Origin of the sequence: Endozoicomonas sp. ALE010 (assembly GCF_049310165.1) — a bacterium.
Classification (GTDB): Bacteria; Pseudomonadota; Gammaproteobacteria; order Pseudomonadales; family Endozoicomonadaceae; genus Endozoicomonas.
Genome location: NZ_JBLYNV010000059.1, coordinates 1 through 21,514 on the forward strand (window position 1 = coordinate 1; position 21,514 = coordinate 21,514).

Sequence of the window (21,514 nt, forward strand, 5' to 3'; positions counted from 1 at the left end):
GGCATCGCTGTTGCCTTTCGTGTACGTACAGAAAGACCAATTTATTCCTCAGCATATCGCCAACCTGCTGTGGGCCATGGCGAAGCTGGTGAGCAACGGGCAGGAGCAGACACCAGCGTTCAACGAGGCCGTGGCATCGCTGTTGCCTTTCGTGTACGTACAGAAAGACCAATTTATTCCTCAGCATATCGCCAACCTGCTGTGGGCCATGGCGAAGCTGGTGGACAATGGGCAGCAGCAGACACCAGAGCTCAAAGGGGCCGTGGCCGTGCTGTTACCCCTTGCGAGTGCACAGAAAGACCAATTTATACCTCAGCATATCGCCAACCTGCTGTGGGCCATGGCGAAGCTGGTGGACAACGGGCAAGAGCGGACATCAGTTTTCAAGGGAGCCATAGCCGAGCTGTTGCCCCTCGTGAACGCACAGAAAGGCCAATTTAATGCCCAAAGTATCGCCAACCTGCTATGGGCCATGGCGAAACTGCTGGACAACGGGCTGGATAGGATATCAGAGCTAAAAAAGGCCGTGGCCGCGCTGTTACCATACGTAAACACACAGAAAGCTCAATTTAAACTACAGGAAATCGCTAACTTGCTGTGGGTCATGGCAAAACTGGTGGACAACGGGCAGAAACAGACGCCAGAGTTCAATGAGGCCGTGGCCGCGCTATTGCCTCATGTGAACGCGCAGAAAAGCCAATTTAATGCGCAGGATATCGCCAACTTGCTGTGGGCCATGGCGAAACTGGTGGACAACGGGCAGGAGTGGACACCAGAACTCAACGAAGCCGTGGCCACGCTATTACCCCACGTGAGTGCACAGAAAGATCAATTTATTCCACAGGAAATCGCTAACCTACTGTGGGCTATGGCGAAACTGGTTGACAATGGGCATGAGCAGACACCTGAGCTCAACAAGGCCGTGACCGTGCTGTTGCCCCGGGTGAACGCACAGACAGCTAACTTTAACCCACAGGAAATCGCTAGCCTGCTGTGGGCCATGGCGAAACTGGGTGAGCTCGTTGAGCTGAACGTAGCTACATCCACGTTCGAATCGCTTGTCTACAAAATCAGTGAAACCCCCCAGCTCTCTCAGCAAACAATATTGTTGTCTCTCTGGGGAGTAATGGTGTGCTGTGCCAGGTTGTCTATGGTCTCCACTGCCAATAAAAATAATGTGCTTGAAAAACACATGGATGACCTGTTTACTCGCCTGGGAAATACATTCCCCGACAATGATGATGATCAATCCATCATTGCCCTGGCCGCAAGTTGGCTTGGGAGAGCGTCCCCAGTCGTCCCCCATTACCAGACTACCGTATCAAAACGTCAATCCGACTTTCGCGATCAGCTCCAATCATGCGTTCCCTCTTTGCAGATTGAAGAAGAAAAGAGTCTGAACTCATTACCCCCGGTTGACCTGCTGCTGCCAGATCACAACATGGTGATTGAAGTTCAGGGCCCCTCTCATTATGTGGGTGGTGATTTCAACACCAGAAATGGTTCGACTCTGCTGAAAATCGCACTGTTGCAAAAAGCAGGATTTGAGGTCATTGAAATTCCGGTTAACAGGCTTTTGAATCAAGATTTAATGAAACCATATATTGATCAAATAAAGACCAGGGCAGGCATCCTGCCACAGGAGCATGGCTCTGTATCACTTAAAAGAAGGTGGGCAGATCAGGAATACATTACTGCTGATAAAGGCAGGCAACCCTCAGATCATGGTTACTTGACTGGCAAAGAACCTTCAGAAGAGCAAATCGGCAAACCAGCAAAGAGGAAGAGAAAAAACAGCCAGTAATTTCTGCCCTTCGATCATGACTCAAGAACCATTTGCACATTCCCGGGAAAGAATGCCAGCGTTGAATATCTGTTACCCATGCGTCCTGCCCCGGATGATTTGAAAATAACGGAGACACCAGGAGCCTGTCCGAGAATAGACTGCCCTACTGCGGTGGCAGCAAAATGAACTTCTGAACAGAGCAGCAGTCTGCTTTTTATATTCTCATGAATTAATGAAATATAATTATGCATAGAACCTCTGCTGGCATCAGTGGTAGATACGTAAGATCAGATAATAATTACAATCAACCGGAAAACCATGTCGCTTATTCAGAGCGTGGACAGTATAGACATGCCAACGTCAGAAAGAGAGATAATATCCCCCGCACTACTCCGGAGCGTAATGAATTTTACCACGCTTCTGCCCCATACTTTGCCCAAAACCTGCCGTGCCGTTCAATAAACCCTGCTCAAGATTTCCATGCCCTCATCAAACAGGAAGTAATGGATGAACTGGTGAGTAAATCGGATCATTTCGGTTATCGTTATGATGGGAAAAATCACAGTCAATATGCCAATTCAATCAAGAGATACACATTAGCTTCGCAAAGCCCCTTAACCCGAGCGGAACAAAGCCAGCTGATGATTTTTTTGCAAGATTATACCGCCACACGGCGTTGGAGTTGGCGAAGCCTGACAACAACACTTCATTCATTTACTTCAGCGGGTGTTTTTACCCCTCATAAACCCGTGGATGTTCGTGTCAGGCACACTCAGGGCACCTTATTGTCAACGCTGTTTGATGCAATAGTATTCAAGTGCAACCGAAAAGCTGCAGCGTGGGATATTGATGCCCAGGGAATCACCAACCTGCTGTGGGCCATGGCCAAACTGGTCGACAGTGGGCAGGAGCGAACACCAGGCCTCATCAAGGCTATGGCCGCGTTGTTGCCCCATGTGAACGCACAAAAAGATCAATTTAATGCTCAGGGGATCACCAACCTGCTGTGGGCCATGGCGAAACTGGTGGTCAACGGGCAGAAGCGGACTCCGGGGATCAATGAAGCCGTGGCTGCGCTGTTGCCACATGTGAACCTACAGAAAGCGAACTTTAAACCATGGGGAATCGCCAGCCTGCTGTGGGCCATAACCAAACTGGTTGAACACGGACAGGAGCGAACACCAGAACTCAACAAAGCCCTGGCTGCGTTGTTGCCCCAGGTAAACGCACAGAAAACTGACTTTAAACCACGGGAAATTGCCAACCTGCTGTGGGCCATGGCGAAACTGTTGGACAACGGGCTGGAGCAGACACCAGAGCTTAAAGCAGCTGTGGCCGCACTGTTGCCCTGTGTGAACGCACAGAGAGGCCTATTTAATGCGCAGGATATCACCAACCTTGTCTGGGCCATGGCGAAACTGCTGGACCACGGGCTGGAGCAGACAACAGATCTCAGCGAGGCCGTAACCGTGCTATTGCTGAACGCACTAAAAACCAACTTTAAACCACAGGGTATCGTCAACCTGCTGTGGGCCATGGCAAAACTGGTGGACACCGGGCTAAAGCAGACCACCGATCTCAGCGAGACCATCGCCGTGCTATTGCCCCACGTGAACGCACAGAAGGACCAATTTAATTCTCAGGGTATCGCCAACCTGCTGTGGGCCATGGCAAAACTGGTGGACAACAGGCTGGATCAGACAGCAGAACTCAAAGAGGCCGTGGCCGCGTTGCTGCTTCGCGTGAACGCACAGAAAGAACCATTTATTCCTCAGCAAATCGCCAGCCTGCTATGGGCCATCGCGAAACTGGTGGAAAACAGGCAGGAGTGGACACCAGAACTCAACGAGGCTGTGGCCACGCTGTTGCCCCATGTGAACGGACAAAAAGACCAGTTTATGGCCCAGTATATCACCAACCTGATGTGGGCCATGGCAAAACTGGTGGACAACGGGCTGGAGCAGACAGCAGAACTCAAAGAGGGCGTGGCCGCGCTATTGCCCAACGTGAAGGCACAGAAAGCTGATTTTGAACCACAGGGTCTCGCCAACCTGCTGTGGGCCACGGCAAAACTGGTGGACCACGGGCAGGAAAGGACGCCAGAGCTCAACGGCGCTCTGGCCGCGCTGTTGCCTCACGTGATGGCACAAAAAGCTCAATTTAAACCAAAGGAAATCGCCAACCTGCTGTGGGCCATGGCGAAACTGGTGGACAACAAACAGGAGCGAACAACAGCACTCGAAAGGACCGTGGCCGCGCTGTTACCTTATGTGAACGCTCAGAAAAGCCAATTTAATGCACAGGATATTGCCAACCTGCTGTGGTCCATGGCAAAACTGGTGGACAACGGACAGGACCGGACACCAGAGCTCACCCAGGCCGTGGCGGCACTGTTGATTCACGTGAACCCACAGGAAAAACAATTTATTCCCAAGCATATCGCCAGCCTGCTGTGGGCCATGGCGAAACTGGTGGACAACGGGCTGGAGCAAACATCACGGCTCTACGAGGCTGTGGCCGTGCTGTTGCCCATGGTAAACGCACAGAAAGACCAATTAACTCCCCAGCATATCACCAACCTGCTGTGGGCCATCGCGAAACTGGTGGACAACGGGCTGGAGCGAACACCGGAGTTTAACCAGGCTGTGGCCGTCCTGTTGCCTCATGTGAAGGCGCAGAAAGACCAATTTAATGCTCAGGGTATTACCAACCTGCTCTGGGCCATGGCGAAACTGGTGGACACCAGACAGGACCAGACACCAGAGTTCAACGAGGTCGTGGCTGCGCTGTTGCCCCACGTGAACGCACTGAAGGACCAATTTAATCCTCAGGGTATCGCCAACCTGCTGTGGGCCGTGGCCAAACTGGGTGAACTCATTGAGCTGAAAGAGTTTACCACCACGTGCGAATCGCTTGTCTACCAAATCCGTGAAACTCCCCGGCTCTCTCAGCAAACCCTATTGATGTCTCTCTGGGGCGTCATGGTATGCTGCGCCAGGTTGTCTCTCGCCACTGCCAATAAAAATGATGTGCTTGAAAAACTCATGGATGACCTGTTTACTCGCCTGGGAAATACATCCCCCGACAATGAAGAGGATCAATCCATCATGGCCATGGCCGCAAGTTGGCTTGGCAGGACGTGTCCGGTCATCCCCCATTACCAGACAACCATTTCAATACCGCAATCCAATTTCCGTGATCAACTCCAATCATGCATTCCCTCTTTAAAGATTGAAGAAGAAAAGTGTCTGAACTTGTTGCCTCCGGTTGACCTGCTACTGCCAGATCACAACATGGTGATTGAAATTCAGGGACCATCTCATTACGCAAGTGCTGATTTCAAAACCAGGAATGGTTCGACTCTGCTGAAAATCGCTCTGCTGAAAAAATCAGGATTTGAAGTCATTGAAATCCCGGCCAACATGCTTCGGAATCAGGATTCAATGAAATTATATATTGACCGGATAAAGGCCAGGGCAGGCATCGGGCCACAGGGTCATTCTGTATCATGATTTGGCAATAACGAATGGGTGGCATCAGGAGTAGATGAGTATCCCCAACCGTGTGGTTTTATCGATATTTCAGCAAAATGAACTTCTGAACAGAACAGCAGTCTGCTTTTTATATTTTCATGAATTAATGAAATATAACTATGCATAGAAGCTCTGCTGGTATCGGTGGTCAATACGCAGGATCCGGTAATAATTACCACCAACCGGATGACCGTGCCGCTTATTCAAGGCGTGGACAATTTAGACATGCCACCGTCAGAAAGAGGGATAACATCCCCCGCACGACTCCGGGACGTAATGAATTTTACCACTCTTCTGCCCCATATTTTGCCCAAAACCTGCCGTGCCGTTCAGTAAACCCTGCTCAAGATTTCAATGCCCTCGTCAAACAGGAAGTAATGGATGATCTGATGAGTAAATCGGATCATTTCGGTTATCGTTATGATGGGAAAAATCACAGTCAATATGCCAATTCAATTAAAAGATACACGTTAGCTTCCCATAGCCCCTTGACCCGAGCGGAACAAAGCCAGCTGATGATTTTTTTGCAAGATTATACCGCCACACGGCGCTGGAGTTGGCGAAGCCTGACAACAACACTTCATTCATTTACTTCAGCGGGTGTTTTTACCCCTCATAAACCCGTGGATGTTCGTGTCAGGCACACGCAGGGTGCGTTATTGTCAACGCTGCTTGATGCAATAGTATTCAAGTGCAACCAAAAACCTCAAGCCCGGGACATTGATGCCCGGGGAATCGCCAATCAGCTGTGGGCCATGGCCAAACTGGTAGACAGCGGGCAGGAGCGAACACCAGTGTTCAACGAGGCTATGGCCGCGCTGTTGCCCCATGTGAACGCACAAAAAGATCAATTTAATGCTCAGGGGATCTCCAACCTGCTGTGGGCCATGGCGAAACTGGCGGTCAACGGGCAGGAGCGGACACCAGGGCTCAACGAGGCCGTGGCTTCGCTGTTGCCCCAAGTGAACGCACAGAAAGCTCACCTTAAACCACAGGAAATCGCCAACCTGCTGTGGGCCATAACCAAACTGGTTGAACACGGGCAGGAGCGAACACCAGAGCTCGACCAGGCCGTGGCCGCGTTGTTGCCCCGGATAAACGCACTTAAAACTGACTTTAAACCAAGGGACATTGCCAGCCTGCTGTGGACCATGGCAAAACTGGTGGACAACGGGCAGAAGTGGACACCAGGGCTCAAAGAGGCCGTGGCTGCGCTCTTGCCCTGTGTGAACACACAAAAAGGCCAATGTAATGCCCAGGATATCGCCAACCTGCTCTGGGCCATGGCAAAACTGGTGGACAACGGACAAGAGCAAACACCAGTGCTTAAAGAGGCCCTGGTTGCATTACTGCCCCGGGTGAACGTACAGAAAGCTAACTTTAACACACAGGAAATCGCCAACCTGCTGTGGGCCATGGCGAAACTGATGGACAACGGGCTGGAGCAGACAACAGATCTCAGCGAGGCCGTAGCAGCGCTATTGCCCCAAGTGAACGCACAGAAAACTAACTTTAAACTACAGGGTATCGCCAACCTGCTGTGGGCCGTGGCAAAACTGATGGACAATGGGCTGGAGCTGACAGCAAGGCTCAACGGCGTCGTTACCGCGTTGCTGCCCAGCGTGAACGCAAAGAAAGAACAATTGATTGCTCAGCAAATCGCCAACCTGCTGTGGGCCATCGCGAAACTGGTGGACAACAGGCATGAGCGGACACCAGAGCTCAACGAGGCTGTGGCCGCGCTGTTGCCCCGGATAAAAGCACAGAAAGACCAGTTTTTTGCTCAGCATATCACCAACATGATGTGGGCCATGGCGAAACTGGTGGACAACGGGCTGGAGCAGACAGCAGAACTCGAAGAGGCCGTGGCGGCTCTATTGCCCAACGTGAAAGCACAGAAAGCTGATTTCAAACCACAGGGTATCGCCAACCTGCTGTGGGCCATCGCGAAACTGGTGGACAACGGGCAGGACAGGACACCAGAGCTCAACGGGGCTCTGGCCGTGTTGTTGCCTCAAGTGATGGCACAAAAAGCTGAATTTAAACCAAATGAAATCACCAACCTGTTGTGGGCCATGGCGAAACTGGTGGACAACAAACAGGGACGAATAGCAGGACTCGAGAAGACCGTGGCCGCGCTGTTGCCTTATGTGAACGCACAGAAAAGCCAATTTAATGCCCAGGGTATCGCCAACCTGCTGTGGGCCATGGCAAAACTGGTGGACAACGGACAGGACCGGACACCAGAGCTCAAAGAGGCCGTGGCTGCAATGCTGATTCACGTTAACCCACAGAAAAAACAATATACTCCTCAACTGATCGCCAACCTGCTCTGGGCCATCGCAAAACTGGTGGACAACGGGCAGGAGCAGACACCCGAACTCAACGAGGCCGTGGCCGCGCTGTTGCCACACATGAACGCCCAGAAAGCTAACTTTAAGCCACAGGAAATCGCCAACCTGGTGTGGGCCATGGCGAAACTGGTGGACAAAGGGCAGGAACAGGCACCACAGCTCAAAGAGGCCGTGGCCTTGCTGTTGCCCAGCGTGAACGCGCAGAAAGACCAATTTAATGCTCAGGGAATCACCAACCTGCTCTGGTCCATGGCAAAACTGGTGGATAGCAAGCAGGGCCAGACACCAGAGTTCAACGAGACCGTAGCTGCGCTGTTGCCTTACGTGAACGCGCAGAAGGATCAATTTAATCTTCAGGGTATCGCCAACCTGCTGTGGGCCATGGCGAAACTGGGTGAACTCATTGAGCTGAACGAGTTTACCGCCACGTGCGAATCGCTTGTCTACCAAATCCGTGACCCCCCCCGGCTCTCTCAGCAAGTCATATTGATGTCTCTCTGGGGCGTCATGGTATGCTGTGCCAGGTTGTCTCTGGTCGCAACTGCCAACAAAAACCATTTGCTTGAAAAACACATGGATGACCTGTTTACTCGCCTGGGAAATACATCCCCCGACAATGAAGATGATCACTCCATCATTGCCATGGCCGCAAATTGGCTTGGCAGACCGTGTCCGATCATCCCCCATTACCAGACAACTATTTCAAAACCTCAATCCAATTTCCGTGATCAACTCCAATCATGCATTCCCTCTTTAAAGATTGAAGAAGAAAAATGTCTGAACTCATTGCCTCCGGTAGACCTGCTATTGCCAGATCACAACATGGTTATTGAAATTCAGGGACCATCTCATTACGCAAGTGCTGATTTCAAAACCAGGAAGGGTTCGACTCTGCTGAAAATCGCACTGCTGAAAAAATCAGGATTTGAAGTCATTGAAATCCCGGCAAACATACTTTGGAATCAGGATTTAATGAAATCATATATTGATCAAATAAAAATCAGGACAGGCATCCTGCCACAGGATTGTTCTGTATCACTTAACAGAGATGAAGCATACGTTACTACCGATCAAAGACCGCAAGATCACGATTACTTAACCGCCAAAGAACCTTCAGAAGAGCAAACAGGTAAACCAAAAAGGAGAAAAAGGACGAGAAAAAAACCAGTAACCTCCTCCCTTCCATCATGACTCAAGAACCGTTTTCACATTCAAGGCAGTGCCAGCGTTGCACACCTGTTGCCCATGCAGCTCGCCCCGGATGATTTGAAAATAACGAATTGGTGGCATCAGGAGTAGATGAGTATCCCCAACCGTGTGGTTTTATCGACATTTCAGCAAAATGAACTTCTGAACAGAGCAGCAGTCTGCTTTTTATATTTTCATTAATTAATGAAATATAACTATGCATAAAAGCTCTGCTGGTATCGGTGGTCAATACGCAGGATCAGGTAATGATTACAACCTACCGGATGACCATGCTGCTTATTCAAAGCGTGGACAATATAAACATGCCACCGTCAGAAAGAGGGATAATATCCCCTGCACTACTCCGGGACGTAATGAATTTTACCACTCTTCTGCCCCATACTTGTCCCAAAACCTGCCGTGCCGTTCAGTAAACCCTGTTCAAGATTTCAATGCCCTCATCAAACAGGAAATAATGGATGATCTGATGAGTAAATCTGATCGTTTCGGTTATCGTTATGATGGGAAAAATCACAGTCAATATGCCAATTCAATTAAGAGATACACGTTAGCTTCTCAAAGCCCCTTAACCCGAGCGGAACAAAGCCAGCTGATGATTTTTTTGCAAAATTATACAGCCACACGGCGTTGGAGTTGGCGAAGCCTGACAACAACACTTTACTCATTTACTTCAGCGGGTGTTTTTACCCCTCATAAACCCGTGGATGAGCGTGTCAGGCACACTCAGGTTGCCTTATTGTCAACGCTACTTGATGCAATAATATTCAAGTGCAACCAAAAACCTCAAGCCCGGGACATTGATGCCTGGGGAATCGCCAACCAGCTGTGGGCCATGGCGAAGCTGGTAGACAACGGGCAGGAGCAGACACCAGGGCTCAAAGAGGCCGTGGCCGCGCTGTTGCCCCACGTGAAAGCACAGGTGGACCAATTTATTCCTCAGGGCATTGCCAACCTGCTGTGGGCCATGGCGAAACTGGTTGAACACGGGCTGGAGCAGACACCAGAGTTCAAAGAGACCGTGGCCGCGCTGTTGCCCCACGTGAACGCACAGAAGGACCAGTTTAAAGCTCAGGGAATCGTCAACCTTCTGTGGGCCATGGCGAAACTGGTAGACAGCGGACAGGAGCGAACACCAGAGCTCAACGAGGCTATGGCCGCGCTGCTGCCCCATGTGAACGCACAAAAAGATCAATTTAATGCTCAGGGGATCGCCAACCTGCTGTGGGCCATGGCGAAACTGGCGGTCAACGGGCGGGAGCGGACTCCAGGGCTCAATGAGGCCGTGGCTGCGCTGTTGCCACATGTGAACATGCAGAAAGCGAACTTTAAACCACAGGGAATAGCCAACCTGCTGTGGGCCATAACAAAACTGGTTGAACACGGGCTGGAGCGAACACCAGCGCTCAAAGAGGCTCTGGTTACATTGTTGCCCCAGGTGAACGCACAGAAAGCCAAACTTAACCCGCAGGAAATCGCCAACCTGCTGTGGGCCATGGCAAAACTGGTGGACAACGGGCTGGAGCAGACAACAGATCTCAGGGAGGCAGTAGCAGCGCTATTGCCCCACGTGAACGCACAGAAAACTAACTTTAAACCACAGGGTATCGCCAACCTGCTTTGGGCCATGGCGAAACTGGTGGACAACGGGCTGGAGCTGACAGCAAGGCTCAACGGAGTCGTGACCGCATTGCTGCCCCGCGTGAACGCAAAGAAAGAACAATTTATTCCTCAACATATTGCCAATCTGCTGTGGGCCATCGCGAAACTGGTGGACAACGGGCAGGAGCAGACACAAGAACTCAACGAGGCCGTGGCCGCGCTGTTGCCACACATGAACGCACAGAAAGCTAACTTTAACCCACAGGAAATCGTCAACCTGCTGTGGGCCATGGCAAAACTGCTGGACAACGGGCAAGAACGGACGCCAGAGTTCAATGATGTAGTGGCCGCCCTGTTGCCCCATGTAAACGCACAAAAAGCTCATTTTACCCCTCAGGAAATCGCCAACCTGCTGTGGGCCATGGCGAAACTGGTAGACAGCAAAAAGGACCAGACACCAGAGTTCAATGAGGCTGTGGCTGCGCTGTTGCCCCACGTGAACGCACTGAAGGACCAATTTAATCCTCAGGGTATCGCCAACCTGCTGTGGGCCATGGCAAAACTGGGTGAACTCATTGAGCTAAACGAGTGTACCGCCACGTGCGAATCGCTTGTCTTCCGAATCCGTGAAACTCCCCGGCTCTCTCAGCAAGCCATATTGATGTCTCTCTGGGGAGTCATGGTATGCTGTGCCAGGTTATCTCTGCTCGCCACTGCCAATAAAAATAATGCGCTTGAAAAACACATGGATGACCTGTTTACGCGCCTGGGAAATACATCCCCCGACAGTGAAGATGATCAATCCATCATTGCCATGGCCGCAAGTTGGCTTGGCAGAACGTGTCCGATCATCCCCCATTACCATACAAGCATTTCAAAACCTCAATCCAATTTCCGTGATCAACTCCAATCATGCATTCCCTCTTTAAAGATTGAAGAAGAAAAGTGTCTGAACTCATTGCCTCCGGTTGACCTGCTACTGCCCGATCACAACATGGTGATTGAAATTCAGGGACCATCTCATTACACAAGTGCTGATTTCAAAACCAGGAAGGGTTCGACGCTGCTGAAAATCGCACTGCTGAAAAAATCAGGATTTGAAGTCATTGAAATCCCGGCCAACATGCTTCGGAATCAGGATTCAATGAAATTCTATATTGACCAGATAAAGACCAGGGCAGGCATCCCGCCACAGGGTCATTCTGTACCACTTAACAGAGATGAGGCCTACGTTACTACCGATAAAAGACAGCAAGATCACGGTTACTTAACCGCCAAAGAACCTTCAGAAGAGCAAACAGGTAAACCAAAAAGGAGAAAAAGGACGAGAAAAAAACCAGTAATCTCCTCCCTTCCATCATGACTCAAGAACCGTTTTCACATTCAAGGGAGTGCCAGCGTTGAACACCTGTTGCCCATGCAGCTCGCCCCGGATGATTTGGAAATAACGAATTGGTGGCATCAGGAGTAGATGAGTATCCCCAACCGTGCGGTTTTATCGATATTTCAGCAAAATGAACTTCTGAACAGAACAGCAGTCTGTCTTTTATATTTTCATGAATTAATGAAATATAACTATGCATAGAAGCTCTGCTGGTATCAGTGGTCAATACGCAGGATCAGGTAATGATTACAACCAACCGGATGACCATGCCGCTTATTCAAAGCGTGGACAATTTAAACATGCCACCGTCAGAAAGCGGGATAATATCCCCCGCACTACTCCGGAGCGTAATGAATTTTACCACTCTTCTGCCCCATATTTTGCCCAAAACCTGCCGTGCCGTTCAGTAAACCCTGCTCAAGATTTCAATGCCCTCGTCAAACAGGAAGTAATGGATGAACTGATGAGTAAATCTGATCATTTCGGTTATCGTTATGATGGGAAAAATCACAGTCAATATGCCAATTCAATCAAGAGATACACGTTAGCTTCTCAAAGTCCCTTAACCCGAGCGGAACAAAGCCAGCTGATGGTTTTTTTACAAAATTATACAGCCACACGGCGTTGGAGTTGGCGAAGCCTGACAACAACACTTCACTCATTTACTTCAGCGGGTGTTTTTACCCCTCATAAACCCGTGGATGAGCGTGTCAGGCATACTCAGGTTGCCTTATTGTCAACACTGCTTGATGCAATAATATTCAAGTGCAACCGAAAAGCTGCATCATGGGATATTGATGCCCAGGGAATCGCCAACCTGCTGTGGGCCATGGCGAAACTGGTGGAAAACGGGCTGGAGCAGACACCAGAGCTCAAAGAGGCCGTGGCCGCCCTGTTGCCCCACGTGAACGCACAGAGAAATCAATTTAAAGCCCAGGGTATCGCCAACCTGCTGTGGGCCATGGCGAAACTGGTGGTCAACTGGCAGGAGCGGACACCGGGGCTCAACGAGGCCGTGGCCTTGCTGTTGCCACATGTGAACATACAGAAAGCTAACTTTAAACCACAGGGAGTCACCAACCTGCTGTGGGCCATAACAAAACTGGTTGAATACGGGCAGGAGCGAACACCAGAGCTCAACAAGGCCGTGGCCGCGTTGTTGCCCCAGGTAAACGCACAGAAAACTGACTTTAAACCAAGGGAAATTGCCAACCTGCTGTGGACCATGGCGAAACTGATGGACAACAGGCAGGAGCGAACACCACAGCTCAAAGAAACCGTGGCCGTGCTGTTGCCCCATGTGAACGCGCAGAAAGGCCAATTTAATGCCCAGGATATCACCAACCTGCTCTGGGCCATGGCAAAACTGTTGGACAACGGGCAGGAACAAACACCAGAGTTCAAAGAGGCTCTGGTTACATTGTTGCCCCAGGTGAACGTTCAGAAAGCCAAACTTAACCCGCAGGAAATCGCCAACCTGCTATGGGCCATGACGAAACTGATGGACAACGGGCTGGAGCAGACAACAGATCTCAGTAAGACCGTAGCCGTGTTATTGCCCCACGTGAACGCACAGAAAGCTAACTTTAAACCACAGGATATCGCCAACCTGCTGTGGACCATGGCAAAACTGGTGGACAACGGGCTGGAGCAGACAACAAGGCTCGACGGAGTCCTGACCGCGTTGCTGCCCCGCGTGAACGAACAGAAAGAACAATTTATTCATCAGCAAATCGCCACCCTGCTGTGGGCCATAGCAAAACTGATGGACAACAGGCAACGGACACCAGAGTTCAACGAGGCTGTGGCCGCGCTGTTGCCCCGGATAAACGCACAGAAAGACCAGTTTATTGCTCAGCATATCACCAACCTGATGTGGGCCATGGCAAAACTGGTGGACAACGGGCTGGAGCAGACAGCAGAATTCAAAGAGGCCGTGGCCGCGCTCTCGTCCAACGTGAAGGCACAGAAAGCTGATTTTAAACCACAGGGTATCGCCAACCTGCTGTGGGCCATGGCAAAACTGGTGGACAATGGGCAGGACAGGACACCAGAGTTCAACGGGGCTCTGGCCGCGCTATTGCCCCTCGTGATTGCACAGGAATCTGAATTTAAACCAAAAGAAATCACCAACCTGCTGGGGGCCATGGCGAAACTGGTGGACAACAAACAGGAGAGAGCAACAGGACTCGAAAAGACCGTGGCCGCGCTGTTGCCTCATGTGAACGCACAGAAAAGCCAATTTAATGCGCGGGATATCGCCAATCTGCTGTGGGCCTTGGCAAAACTGGTGGACAACGGACAGGACCGGACACCACAGCTCAACGAGGCCGTGGCTGCACTGTTGATTCTCGTGAACCCACAGAAAAAACAATTTATTCCTCAGCATATCGCCAATCTGCTGTGGGCCATGGCGAAACTGGTGGACAACGGGCTGGAGCGAACACCTGAGTTTAACGAGGCTGTGGCCGTGCTGTTGCCCCTGGTAAACGCACAGAAAGACCAATTTATTCCCCAGCATATCACCAACCTGCTGTGGGCCATGGCGAAACTGGTGGACAACGGGCTGGAGCGAACACCAGAGTTTAACGAGGCTGTGGCCGTGCTGTTGCCTCATGTGACCGCGCAGAAAGGCCAATTTAATGCTCAGGGTATCACCAACCTGCTCTGGGCCATGGCAAAACTGGTGGACAGCAAACAGGACCAGACACCAGAGTTCAACCAGCCCGTGGCTGCGCTGTTGCCTCACGTGAACGCACTGAAGGACCAATTTAATCCTCAGGGTATCGCCAACCTGCTATGGGCCATGGCAAAACTGGGTGAACTCGTTGAACTGAACGTGTTTACCTCCACGTTCGAATCGCTTGTCTACCGAATTCGTGAACCCCCCCTGCTCTCTCAAAAAGCCATATTGATGTCTCTCTGGGGAGTCATGGTATACTGTGCCAGGTTGTCTCTGCTCGCCACTGCCAATAAAAATAATGTGCTTGAAAAACACATGGATGACCTGTTTACTCGCCTGGGAAATATACCTCCCGACAATGAAGATGATCAATCCATCATTGCCCTGGCCGCAAGTTGGCTTGGCAGAACGTGTCCGATCATCCCCCATTACCAGACAACCATTTCAATACCTCAATCCAATTTCCTTGATCAACTCAAATCATGCATTCCCTCTTTAAAGATTGAAGAAGAAAAGAGTCTGAACTCCTTGCCTCCGGTTGACCTGCTACTGCCAGATCACAACATTGTTATTGAAATTCAGGGACCATCTCATTACACAAGTGCTGATTTCAAAACCAGGAATGGTTCGACTCTGCTGAAAATCGCACTGCTGAAAAAATCAGGATTTGAAGTCATTGAAATCCCGGCCAACATGCTTTGGAATCAGGATTCAATGAAATTATATATTGATCAAATAAAGGCCAGGGCAGGCATCCCGCCACAGGGTCATTCTGTATCACTTAACAGAGATGAGGCATACGTTACTACCGATAAAAGACGACAAGATCACGGTTACTTAACCGTCAAAGAACATTCAGAAAAGCAAACAGGTACATCAAAAAGGAGAAAAAGGACAAGAAAAAAGCCAGTAATCTCCTCCCTTCCATCATGATTCAAGAACCGTATGCACATTCAAGGGAGTGCCAGCGTTGAACACCTGTTGCCCATGCATCTCGCCCCGGATGATTTGAAAATAATGGATTGGTGGCATCAGGGGTAGATGAGTATCCCCAACCGTGTGGTGTTATCGACATTTCAGCAAAATGAACTTCTGAACAGAACAGCAGTCTGTTTTTTATATTTTCATGAATTAATGAAAAATAACTATGCATAGAAGCTCTGCTGGTATCGGTGGTCAATACGCAGGATCCGGTAATAATTACCACCAACCGGACGACCATGCCGCTGATTCAAGGCGTGGGCGATACAGACATGCCACAGTCAAACAATGGGATAATCCCCCCCGCACTAACCCGGGGCGTGATAAATTTTACCGATCTTCTGCCGTACGCTCCTCACAACATATACAGTGCCGTTCGGTAAACCCTGCTCAAGATTTTAATCCCCTCATCAAACAGGAAATAATGGATGGCCTGGTGAGTAAATCTGATCGGCTCGGTCATCGCTATGATGGGAGGCATCACGGCCAATATGCCAGTTCCATTAAAAAATACACGTCAGCTGCTAAAAGACCGTTAAATCGAGCGGAACAAAGCCAGCTGATACGTGTGATGCAAAATTTTACAGCAACGCGGAGCTGGAATTGGCTAAGTCTGACAACAACACTTCATTCATTTACCTCAGCGGGTGTTTTTACCCTTCATAAACCCATGGATCAGCTGGTTCAGCTTACTCAAGCGGCCTTATTGTCAACGCTACTTGATGCATTAATATTCAAGTGCAACCAAAAACCTGAAGCCAGGGATATTGATGCCCAGGGCATCGCCAATCTGCTGTGGGCCATGGCGAAACTGGTGGAAACCGGGCAGGAGCAGACACCAGAGTTCAAAGAGGCCATGGCCGCGCTATTGCCCCATGTGAACACCAATAAAGACCAGTTTATTCCTCAGCATATCGCCAACCTGCTGTGGGCCATGGCGAAACTGGTGAACTACGGGCAGGAGCAGACACCAGCACTCAATGGGGCCATGGCCGCCTTGTTGCCCCGCGTGAATGCACTGAAAGACCGATTTAAGACCCAGGGTATCGCCAACTTGCTGTGGGCCATGGCAAAACTGGTGGACAATGGACAGGAGCAGACACCAGAACTCAACGAGGCCGTGGCCGCTCTATTGCCCCATACGAACGCACAGAAAGCTAACTTTAACTCCCAGGAAATCGCCAACCTGCTGTGGGCCATGGCGAAACTGATGGACAACGGCCAGGAGCAAACACCAGAGTTCAACAAGGCCTTAGCCGCGCTGTTACCTTTCGTGAACGCACAGAAAGCTAACTTTAAACCACAGGAAATCGCCAACCTGCTGTGGGCCATGGCGAAACTGATGGAGCATGGCCAGCAGCAAACACCAGAACTCAACGAAGCCGTGGCCGCGCTGTTGCCCCACGTGAACGTCCAGAAAGCTAACTTTAAACCACAGGAAATCGCCAACCTGCTGTGGGCCTTGGCGAAACTGGTAGACAGTGGGCAGAAACGGACACCAGAGCTGAACAAGGCGGTAGTCGTGCTGTTGCCCAGTGTGAACCCACAGAAAGCTTACAAACCACGGGATATTGCCAACATGCTGTGGGCCATGGCGAAACTTGTGGACAACGGGCAGGAGCAGACACCGGAGTTCAAAGCGGCCGTAGCCGCGCTGTTGCATTGCGTAAACGCACAGAAAGCCAACTTTAAGCCAAAAGGTATCGTCAACCTGCTGTGGGGCACGGCGAAACTGGTGGACAACGGGCTGGATCCGACACCAGCTCTCAAACAAGCTGTCACCGCACTGTTACCTTACGTGAATGCATATAAAGACCAATTTCATGCCCAGGCTATTGCCAACCTGTTCTGGGCCATGGCGAAACTGGTGGACAACGGGCCAGAGCCGTTACCAGGGCTCCACAAGGCCGTGGTTGGCATGTTGCCCCTCATGAACGAACAGAAAGCTAACTTTAAGCCACAGGAAATCGCCAATCTGCTGTGGGCCATGGTGAAACTGGTCAACAAGGGGCTGGTGCGGACAGCAGAACTGAAAGATGCCGTGGCCGCGCTGTTGCCCAACGTGAACACACAGAAAAACAAATTTAATGCCCAGGAAATTGCCAACCTGTTTTGGGCCATTGCAAAACTGGTGGACAACGGGCAAGAGCAAACACCAGGGCTCAAAGAAGCTGTCAACTCGCTGTTATCCAACGAAAACGTACAGAATGCCAACTTTAAATCAGTGGATATTGCCTGCCTGCTGTGGGCCATAGCGAAACTGGGTGAGATCGTTGAGTTGAATGCGGTTACATCTATGTTCGAATCTCTTGTGTACAGAACCCATGAAAACCCTCTACTCTCCAGGCAAGATATCTTGATGACGCTCTGGGGAGTAATGGTATGCTGCGCCAGGTTGTCTCTGGTCTCCAATGCCAATAAAAATAACGTACTTGAAACGCACATGGATGATCTCTTTACTCGCCTGGAGAATGCATGCCCGGACAATGAAGAAGATCAACGCATCATTGCCATGGCCGCAAGTTGGCTTGGCAGACCGTGTCCGGTCGTCCCTCATTACCAGACTATCAGGTCAAAACTTCAATCTGACTTTCGCGATCAACTCCAATCATGCTTTCCCTCTTTGAAGATTGAAGAAGAAAAGAGTCTGAACTCATTACCTCCGGTTGACCTGTTACTGCCAGATCTCAACATTGTGATTGAAATTCAGGGACCGTTTCATTACGTGAGTAGTGATTTCAAAACCCGGAATGGTTCGACTCTGCTTAAAATTGCACTGCTGCAAAAAGCAGGATTTGAGGTTATTGAAATCCCGGTTAACCAGCTTTGGAACCGGGATTTAATCAAACGATGTATTCATCAAATAAAGACCAGGGTGAACACCCCGCCACAGGGGCATGGCTCTGAATCATTTACACGCCCAGGGAGAGATGTGGCATACTTTGCTGCCGATGCAGGATGGCAAGATCACGGTTACTTAACCGCCGAAGAACATAGAGAAGAGCAACCAGGCAAACCAAAAAGTAGAACAAGGAAGAGAAAAAAAAAGCCAGTAATCTCCCCCCTTCCATCATGACTGAAGAACCGTTTTCACATTCAAGGGAATGAGTGTCAGTTTTATCGACATTTCAGTAAAATGAACTTCTGAACAGAATAACAGTCTGCCCTTTATATTTTCATGAATTAATGAAATATCATTATGGATAGAAGCTCTGCTGATATCAGTGGTAAATACGCAAAATCAGGTAATGATTACAACCAACAGGATGACCGTGTCGCTTCTTCAATGAGTGGGCGATACAGACATGGCACAGTCAGAAAGTGGGATAATTCCCTCCGCAATACTCCGGAGGTCAACAAATTCCACCATTCTTCGGGCGCAAGCTCTTCTCAAGATCTACAGCGCCGTTCAGTAAACCCTGCCCAGGATTTTAATGCCCTTATCAATCAGGAGTTAATGGAAAGTCTGGTGAGAAAATCGGATCACCTGGGTTATCACTATGATGGGAGACATCACGGACAATATGCCAGTTCAATTAAAAAATATACGTCAGCTTCTAAAAGACCTCTAAATCGAGCTGAACAAGTCCAGCTGATACGTTTACTGCAAAATTTTACCGCAACACGGAGCTGGAATTGGCGAAGTCTGACGACAACACTTCATTCATTGACTTCAGCAGGTGTTTTTACCCCTCATAAACCCATGGATGAGCGTGTTAAGCGAACACAAGCTGCCTTATTGTCAACGCTACTTGATGCAATAATATTTAACTGCAACCAAAAACCTGAAGCCAGGGATATTGATGCCCGGGGAATCGCCAATCTGCTGTGGGCCATGGCGAAACTGGTGGACAGCGGCCAGCAGTGTGCACCAGAACTGATCGAGGCCGTGGCCGTGCTGTTGCCCTGCGTCCACGCAAAAAAAGACCAATTTAAGGCCCAGGGTATCACCAACCTGCTGTGGGCCATGGCGAAACTGGTGGACAACGGGCTGGAGCGAACACCTGAGTTTAACGAGTCTGTGGCCGTGCTGTTGCCCCTCGTGAAAGCACAGAAAGACCAATTTAGTGCCCAGGGCATCACCAACCTGTTCTGGGCCATGGCGAAACTGGTGGAGAACGGGCAGGAGCAGACACGTGGGCTCAAAGAAGCTGTGGTTGCCCTGTTACCCCACGTGAGTGTCCAGACAGCTAACTTTAACCCACAGGAAATAGCCAACCTGCTGTGGGCCATGGCAAAACTGGTGGACAACGGCTTTAAGCAGACACCAGATCTCAACGAGGCCATAACCGGGCTGTTGCCCTATGTGAATGCACAGAAAGACCAATTTAAGGCCCAGGGTATCGCCAACCTGCTGTGGGCCATGGCGAAACTGGTGGACAACGGGCTGGAGCGGACACCAGAGTTCAACGATGCTGTGGCCACGCTGTTGACCCACATGAGCACACATATAGACCAATTTACTCCTCAGCAGATCGCCAACCTGCTGTGGGCCATGGCGAAACTGGTGGACAACGGGCTGGAGCGGACAACCGAGCTCAATGAGGCCGTCGCCGCGCTGTTGCCCCGCGTGAACGCACAGAAAGACCAATTTATTCCTCAGCATATCGCCAACCTTCTGTGGGCCGTGGCGAAACTGGTGGACAACGGGGAGTGGACACCAGATCTCAAAGCAGCTGGGGCCACGCTGTTGACTCACGTGAACGCATATCAAGCTAACTTTAAACCACAGGAAATCGCCAACCTCCTGTGGGCCATGGCAAAACTGGTGGACAACGGCCAGGAGCAGACACCAGGGCTCAAAAAGGCCCTGGCCGCACTTTTGCCCCACATGAACGCACATAAAGACCAATTTAATGCCCAGGGGATAACCAAGCTCCTGTGGGCCATGGCGAAACTGATGGACAGCGGCCGGGAGCGGGTTCCGGAACTCAACGAGGCTGTGGCTGCACTTTTGCCCCGCGTAAACGCACAGAAAGACCAATTTATTCCTCAACATATCGCCAACCTGCTGTGGTGCATAGCGAAACTGGGTGAGCTTGTTGAGCTGAACGAGGTTACCTCTACGTTCGAATCGCTTGTCTACCGAATCAGTGACAATCCTCAGCTCTGTCAACAAACGATATTGATGTCTCTCTGGGGAGTAATGGTATGCTGTGCCAGGTTGTCTCTGGCCTCCAATGCCAATAAAAATAACGTGCTTGAAAAGCACATGGAGGACCTGTTTACCCGGCTGGAAAATACCTGCCCAGACAATGAAGAGGATCAATCCATCATTGTAATGGCCGCCAGTTGGCTTGGCAGAGCCTATCCGGTCACTCCCTGTTACCCGATAATCATGTCAAAACGTCAATCTGACTTCCGCAATCAACTCCAATCATGCATTCCCTCTTTGCAGATTGAAGAAGAAAAGAGTCTGAACTCATTACCTCCAGTCGACCTGCTACTGCCAGATCACAACATTGTGATTGAAGTCCAGGGACCGTTTCATTACGTAAATGGTGATTTCAGCACCAGGAATGGATCAACCCTGCTTAAAATCGCACTGTTGCAAAAAGCAGGATATGAGGTCATTGAAGTCCCGTTTAAACAGATTTGGAACCGGGACTTAATAAAACTGTGTATTGATCAAATAAAGACCAGGATAAACATCCCGCCACAGGGGCATGACTCTGAATCATTTACCAGCGGGGAGACAGATGAGGAATACTTTACTGCCGATGAAGGGTGGGAAGAACAAGGCTACTTCACTGCCGAAGAACCTGCAGAACAGCAACCACGCAAACCAAAAAGCAAAAAAAAGAAGAGAAAAAAAACCAGTAATCTCCCCCCTTCCATCATGACTCAAAAACCGTTGTCACATTCAAGGGATGGCGTGCCAGCGTTGAACACATTTTGTTCATGAATCTCGCCCCGGATGATTTGCAAATAACGGATGGGTGACACCAGGGGTCGATGTGTATCCCCAAACACCTGGTTTTATAG

At 50.2% G+C, this 21,514-nt stretch carries 10 protein-coding genes; 7 read left to right on the forward strand and 3 right to left on the reverse strand.

The features are described 5' to 3' along the window. From ACO6UY_RS19530 to ACO6UY_RS19540, 3 genes are all read left to right on the forward strand, one after another. Window positions 1-1,804: DUF1601 domain-containing protein (locus ACO6UY_RS19530; RefSeq protein ID WP_422490928.1), on the forward strand; the 1,804-nt coding region annotated here is incomplete at its 5' end. Window positions 1,805-2,031: 227 nt separating this feature from the next. Further along, the gene (locus ACO6UY_RS19535; RefSeq protein WP_422450723.1) at window positions 2,032-5,298 is read left to right on the forward strand and encodes a DUF1601 domain-containing protein; all 3,267 of its coding nucleotides are present in this window, start codon (window positions 2,032-2,034) and stop codon (window positions 5,296-5,298) included. 140 nt (window positions 5,299-5,438) lie between these two features. Next, a complete protein-coding gene (locus ACO6UY_RS19540; RefSeq protein ID WP_422490929.1) occupies window positions 5,439-8,864 on the forward strand; it encodes a DUF1601 domain-containing protein in 3,426 nt (1,141 codons plus the stop codon). 1 nt (window position 8,865) lies between these two features. On the opposite strand, the gene ACO6UY_RS19545 is transcribed toward ACO6UY_RS19540, so the two are convergent. Further along, the gene (locus tag ACO6UY_RS19545) at window positions 8,866-9,084 is read right to left on the reverse strand and encodes a hypothetical protein (protein WP_422450721.1); all 219 of its coding nucleotides are present in this window, start codon (window positions 9,082-9,084) and stop codon (window positions 8,866-8,868) included. Between ACO6UY_RS19545 and ACO6UY_RS19550 the strand changes: the two genes are divergently transcribed. Continuing rightward, window positions 9,079-11,844 carry a DUF1601 domain-containing protein gene (locus tag ACO6UY_RS19550; protein WP_422490931.1) on the forward strand — a complete coding sequence of 922 codons (2,766 nt, stop codon included), beginning with the start codon at window positions 9,079-9,081 and terminating at the stop codon, window positions 11,842-11,844. The genes ACO6UY_RS19545 and ACO6UY_RS19550 overlap by 6 nt on opposite strands. Before the next feature lies 1 nt (window position 11,845). On the opposite strand, the gene ACO6UY_RS19555 is transcribed toward ACO6UY_RS19550, so the two are convergent. Next, complete coding sequence (locus tag ACO6UY_RS19555; protein WP_422450719.1) at window positions 11,846-12,064, reverse strand: hypothetical protein; 219 nt, start codon at window positions 12,062-12,064, stop codon at window positions 11,846-11,848. On the opposite strand from ACO6UY_RS19555, the gene ACO6UY_RS19560 reads away from it, so the two are divergent. Beyond that, window positions 12,059-15,481: a DUF1601 domain-containing protein gene (locus ACO6UY_RS19560; protein ID WP_422463439.1), complete on the forward strand. Its 3,423-nt coding sequence runs from the start codon at window positions 12,059-12,061 to the stop codon at window positions 15,479-15,481. The genes ACO6UY_RS19555 and ACO6UY_RS19560 overlap by 6 nt on opposite strands. Window position 15,482: 1 nt before the next feature. Here the strand turns inward: ACO6UY_RS19560 and ACO6UY_RS19565 are convergent, their stop codons facing one another. Next, on the reverse strand, window positions 15,483-15,701 hold the full coding sequence (locus ACO6UY_RS19565; RefSeq protein WP_422450717.1) for a hypothetical protein: 219 nt from the start codon (window positions 15,699-15,701) through the stop codon (window positions 15,483-15,485). Here ACO6UY_RS19565 and ACO6UY_RS19570 point away from each other — a divergent pair. Then, on the forward strand, window positions 15,696-18,605 hold the full coding sequence (locus ACO6UY_RS19570) for a DUF1601 domain-containing protein (RefSeq protein ID WP_422450716.1): 2,910 nt from the start codon (window positions 15,696-15,698) through the stop codon (window positions 18,603-18,605). The two genes, ACO6UY_RS19565 and ACO6UY_RS19570, sit on opposite strands and share 6 nt — an antisense overlap. A 123-nt stretch (window positions 18,606-18,728) precedes the next feature. Then, window positions 18,729-21,434, forward strand: a complete 2,706-nt coding sequence (locus tag ACO6UY_RS19575; RefSeq protein ID WP_422463442.1) for a DUF1601 domain-containing protein — start codon at window positions 18,729-18,731, stop codon at window positions 21,432-21,434. Window positions 21,435-21,514: the final 80 nt, after the last annotated feature.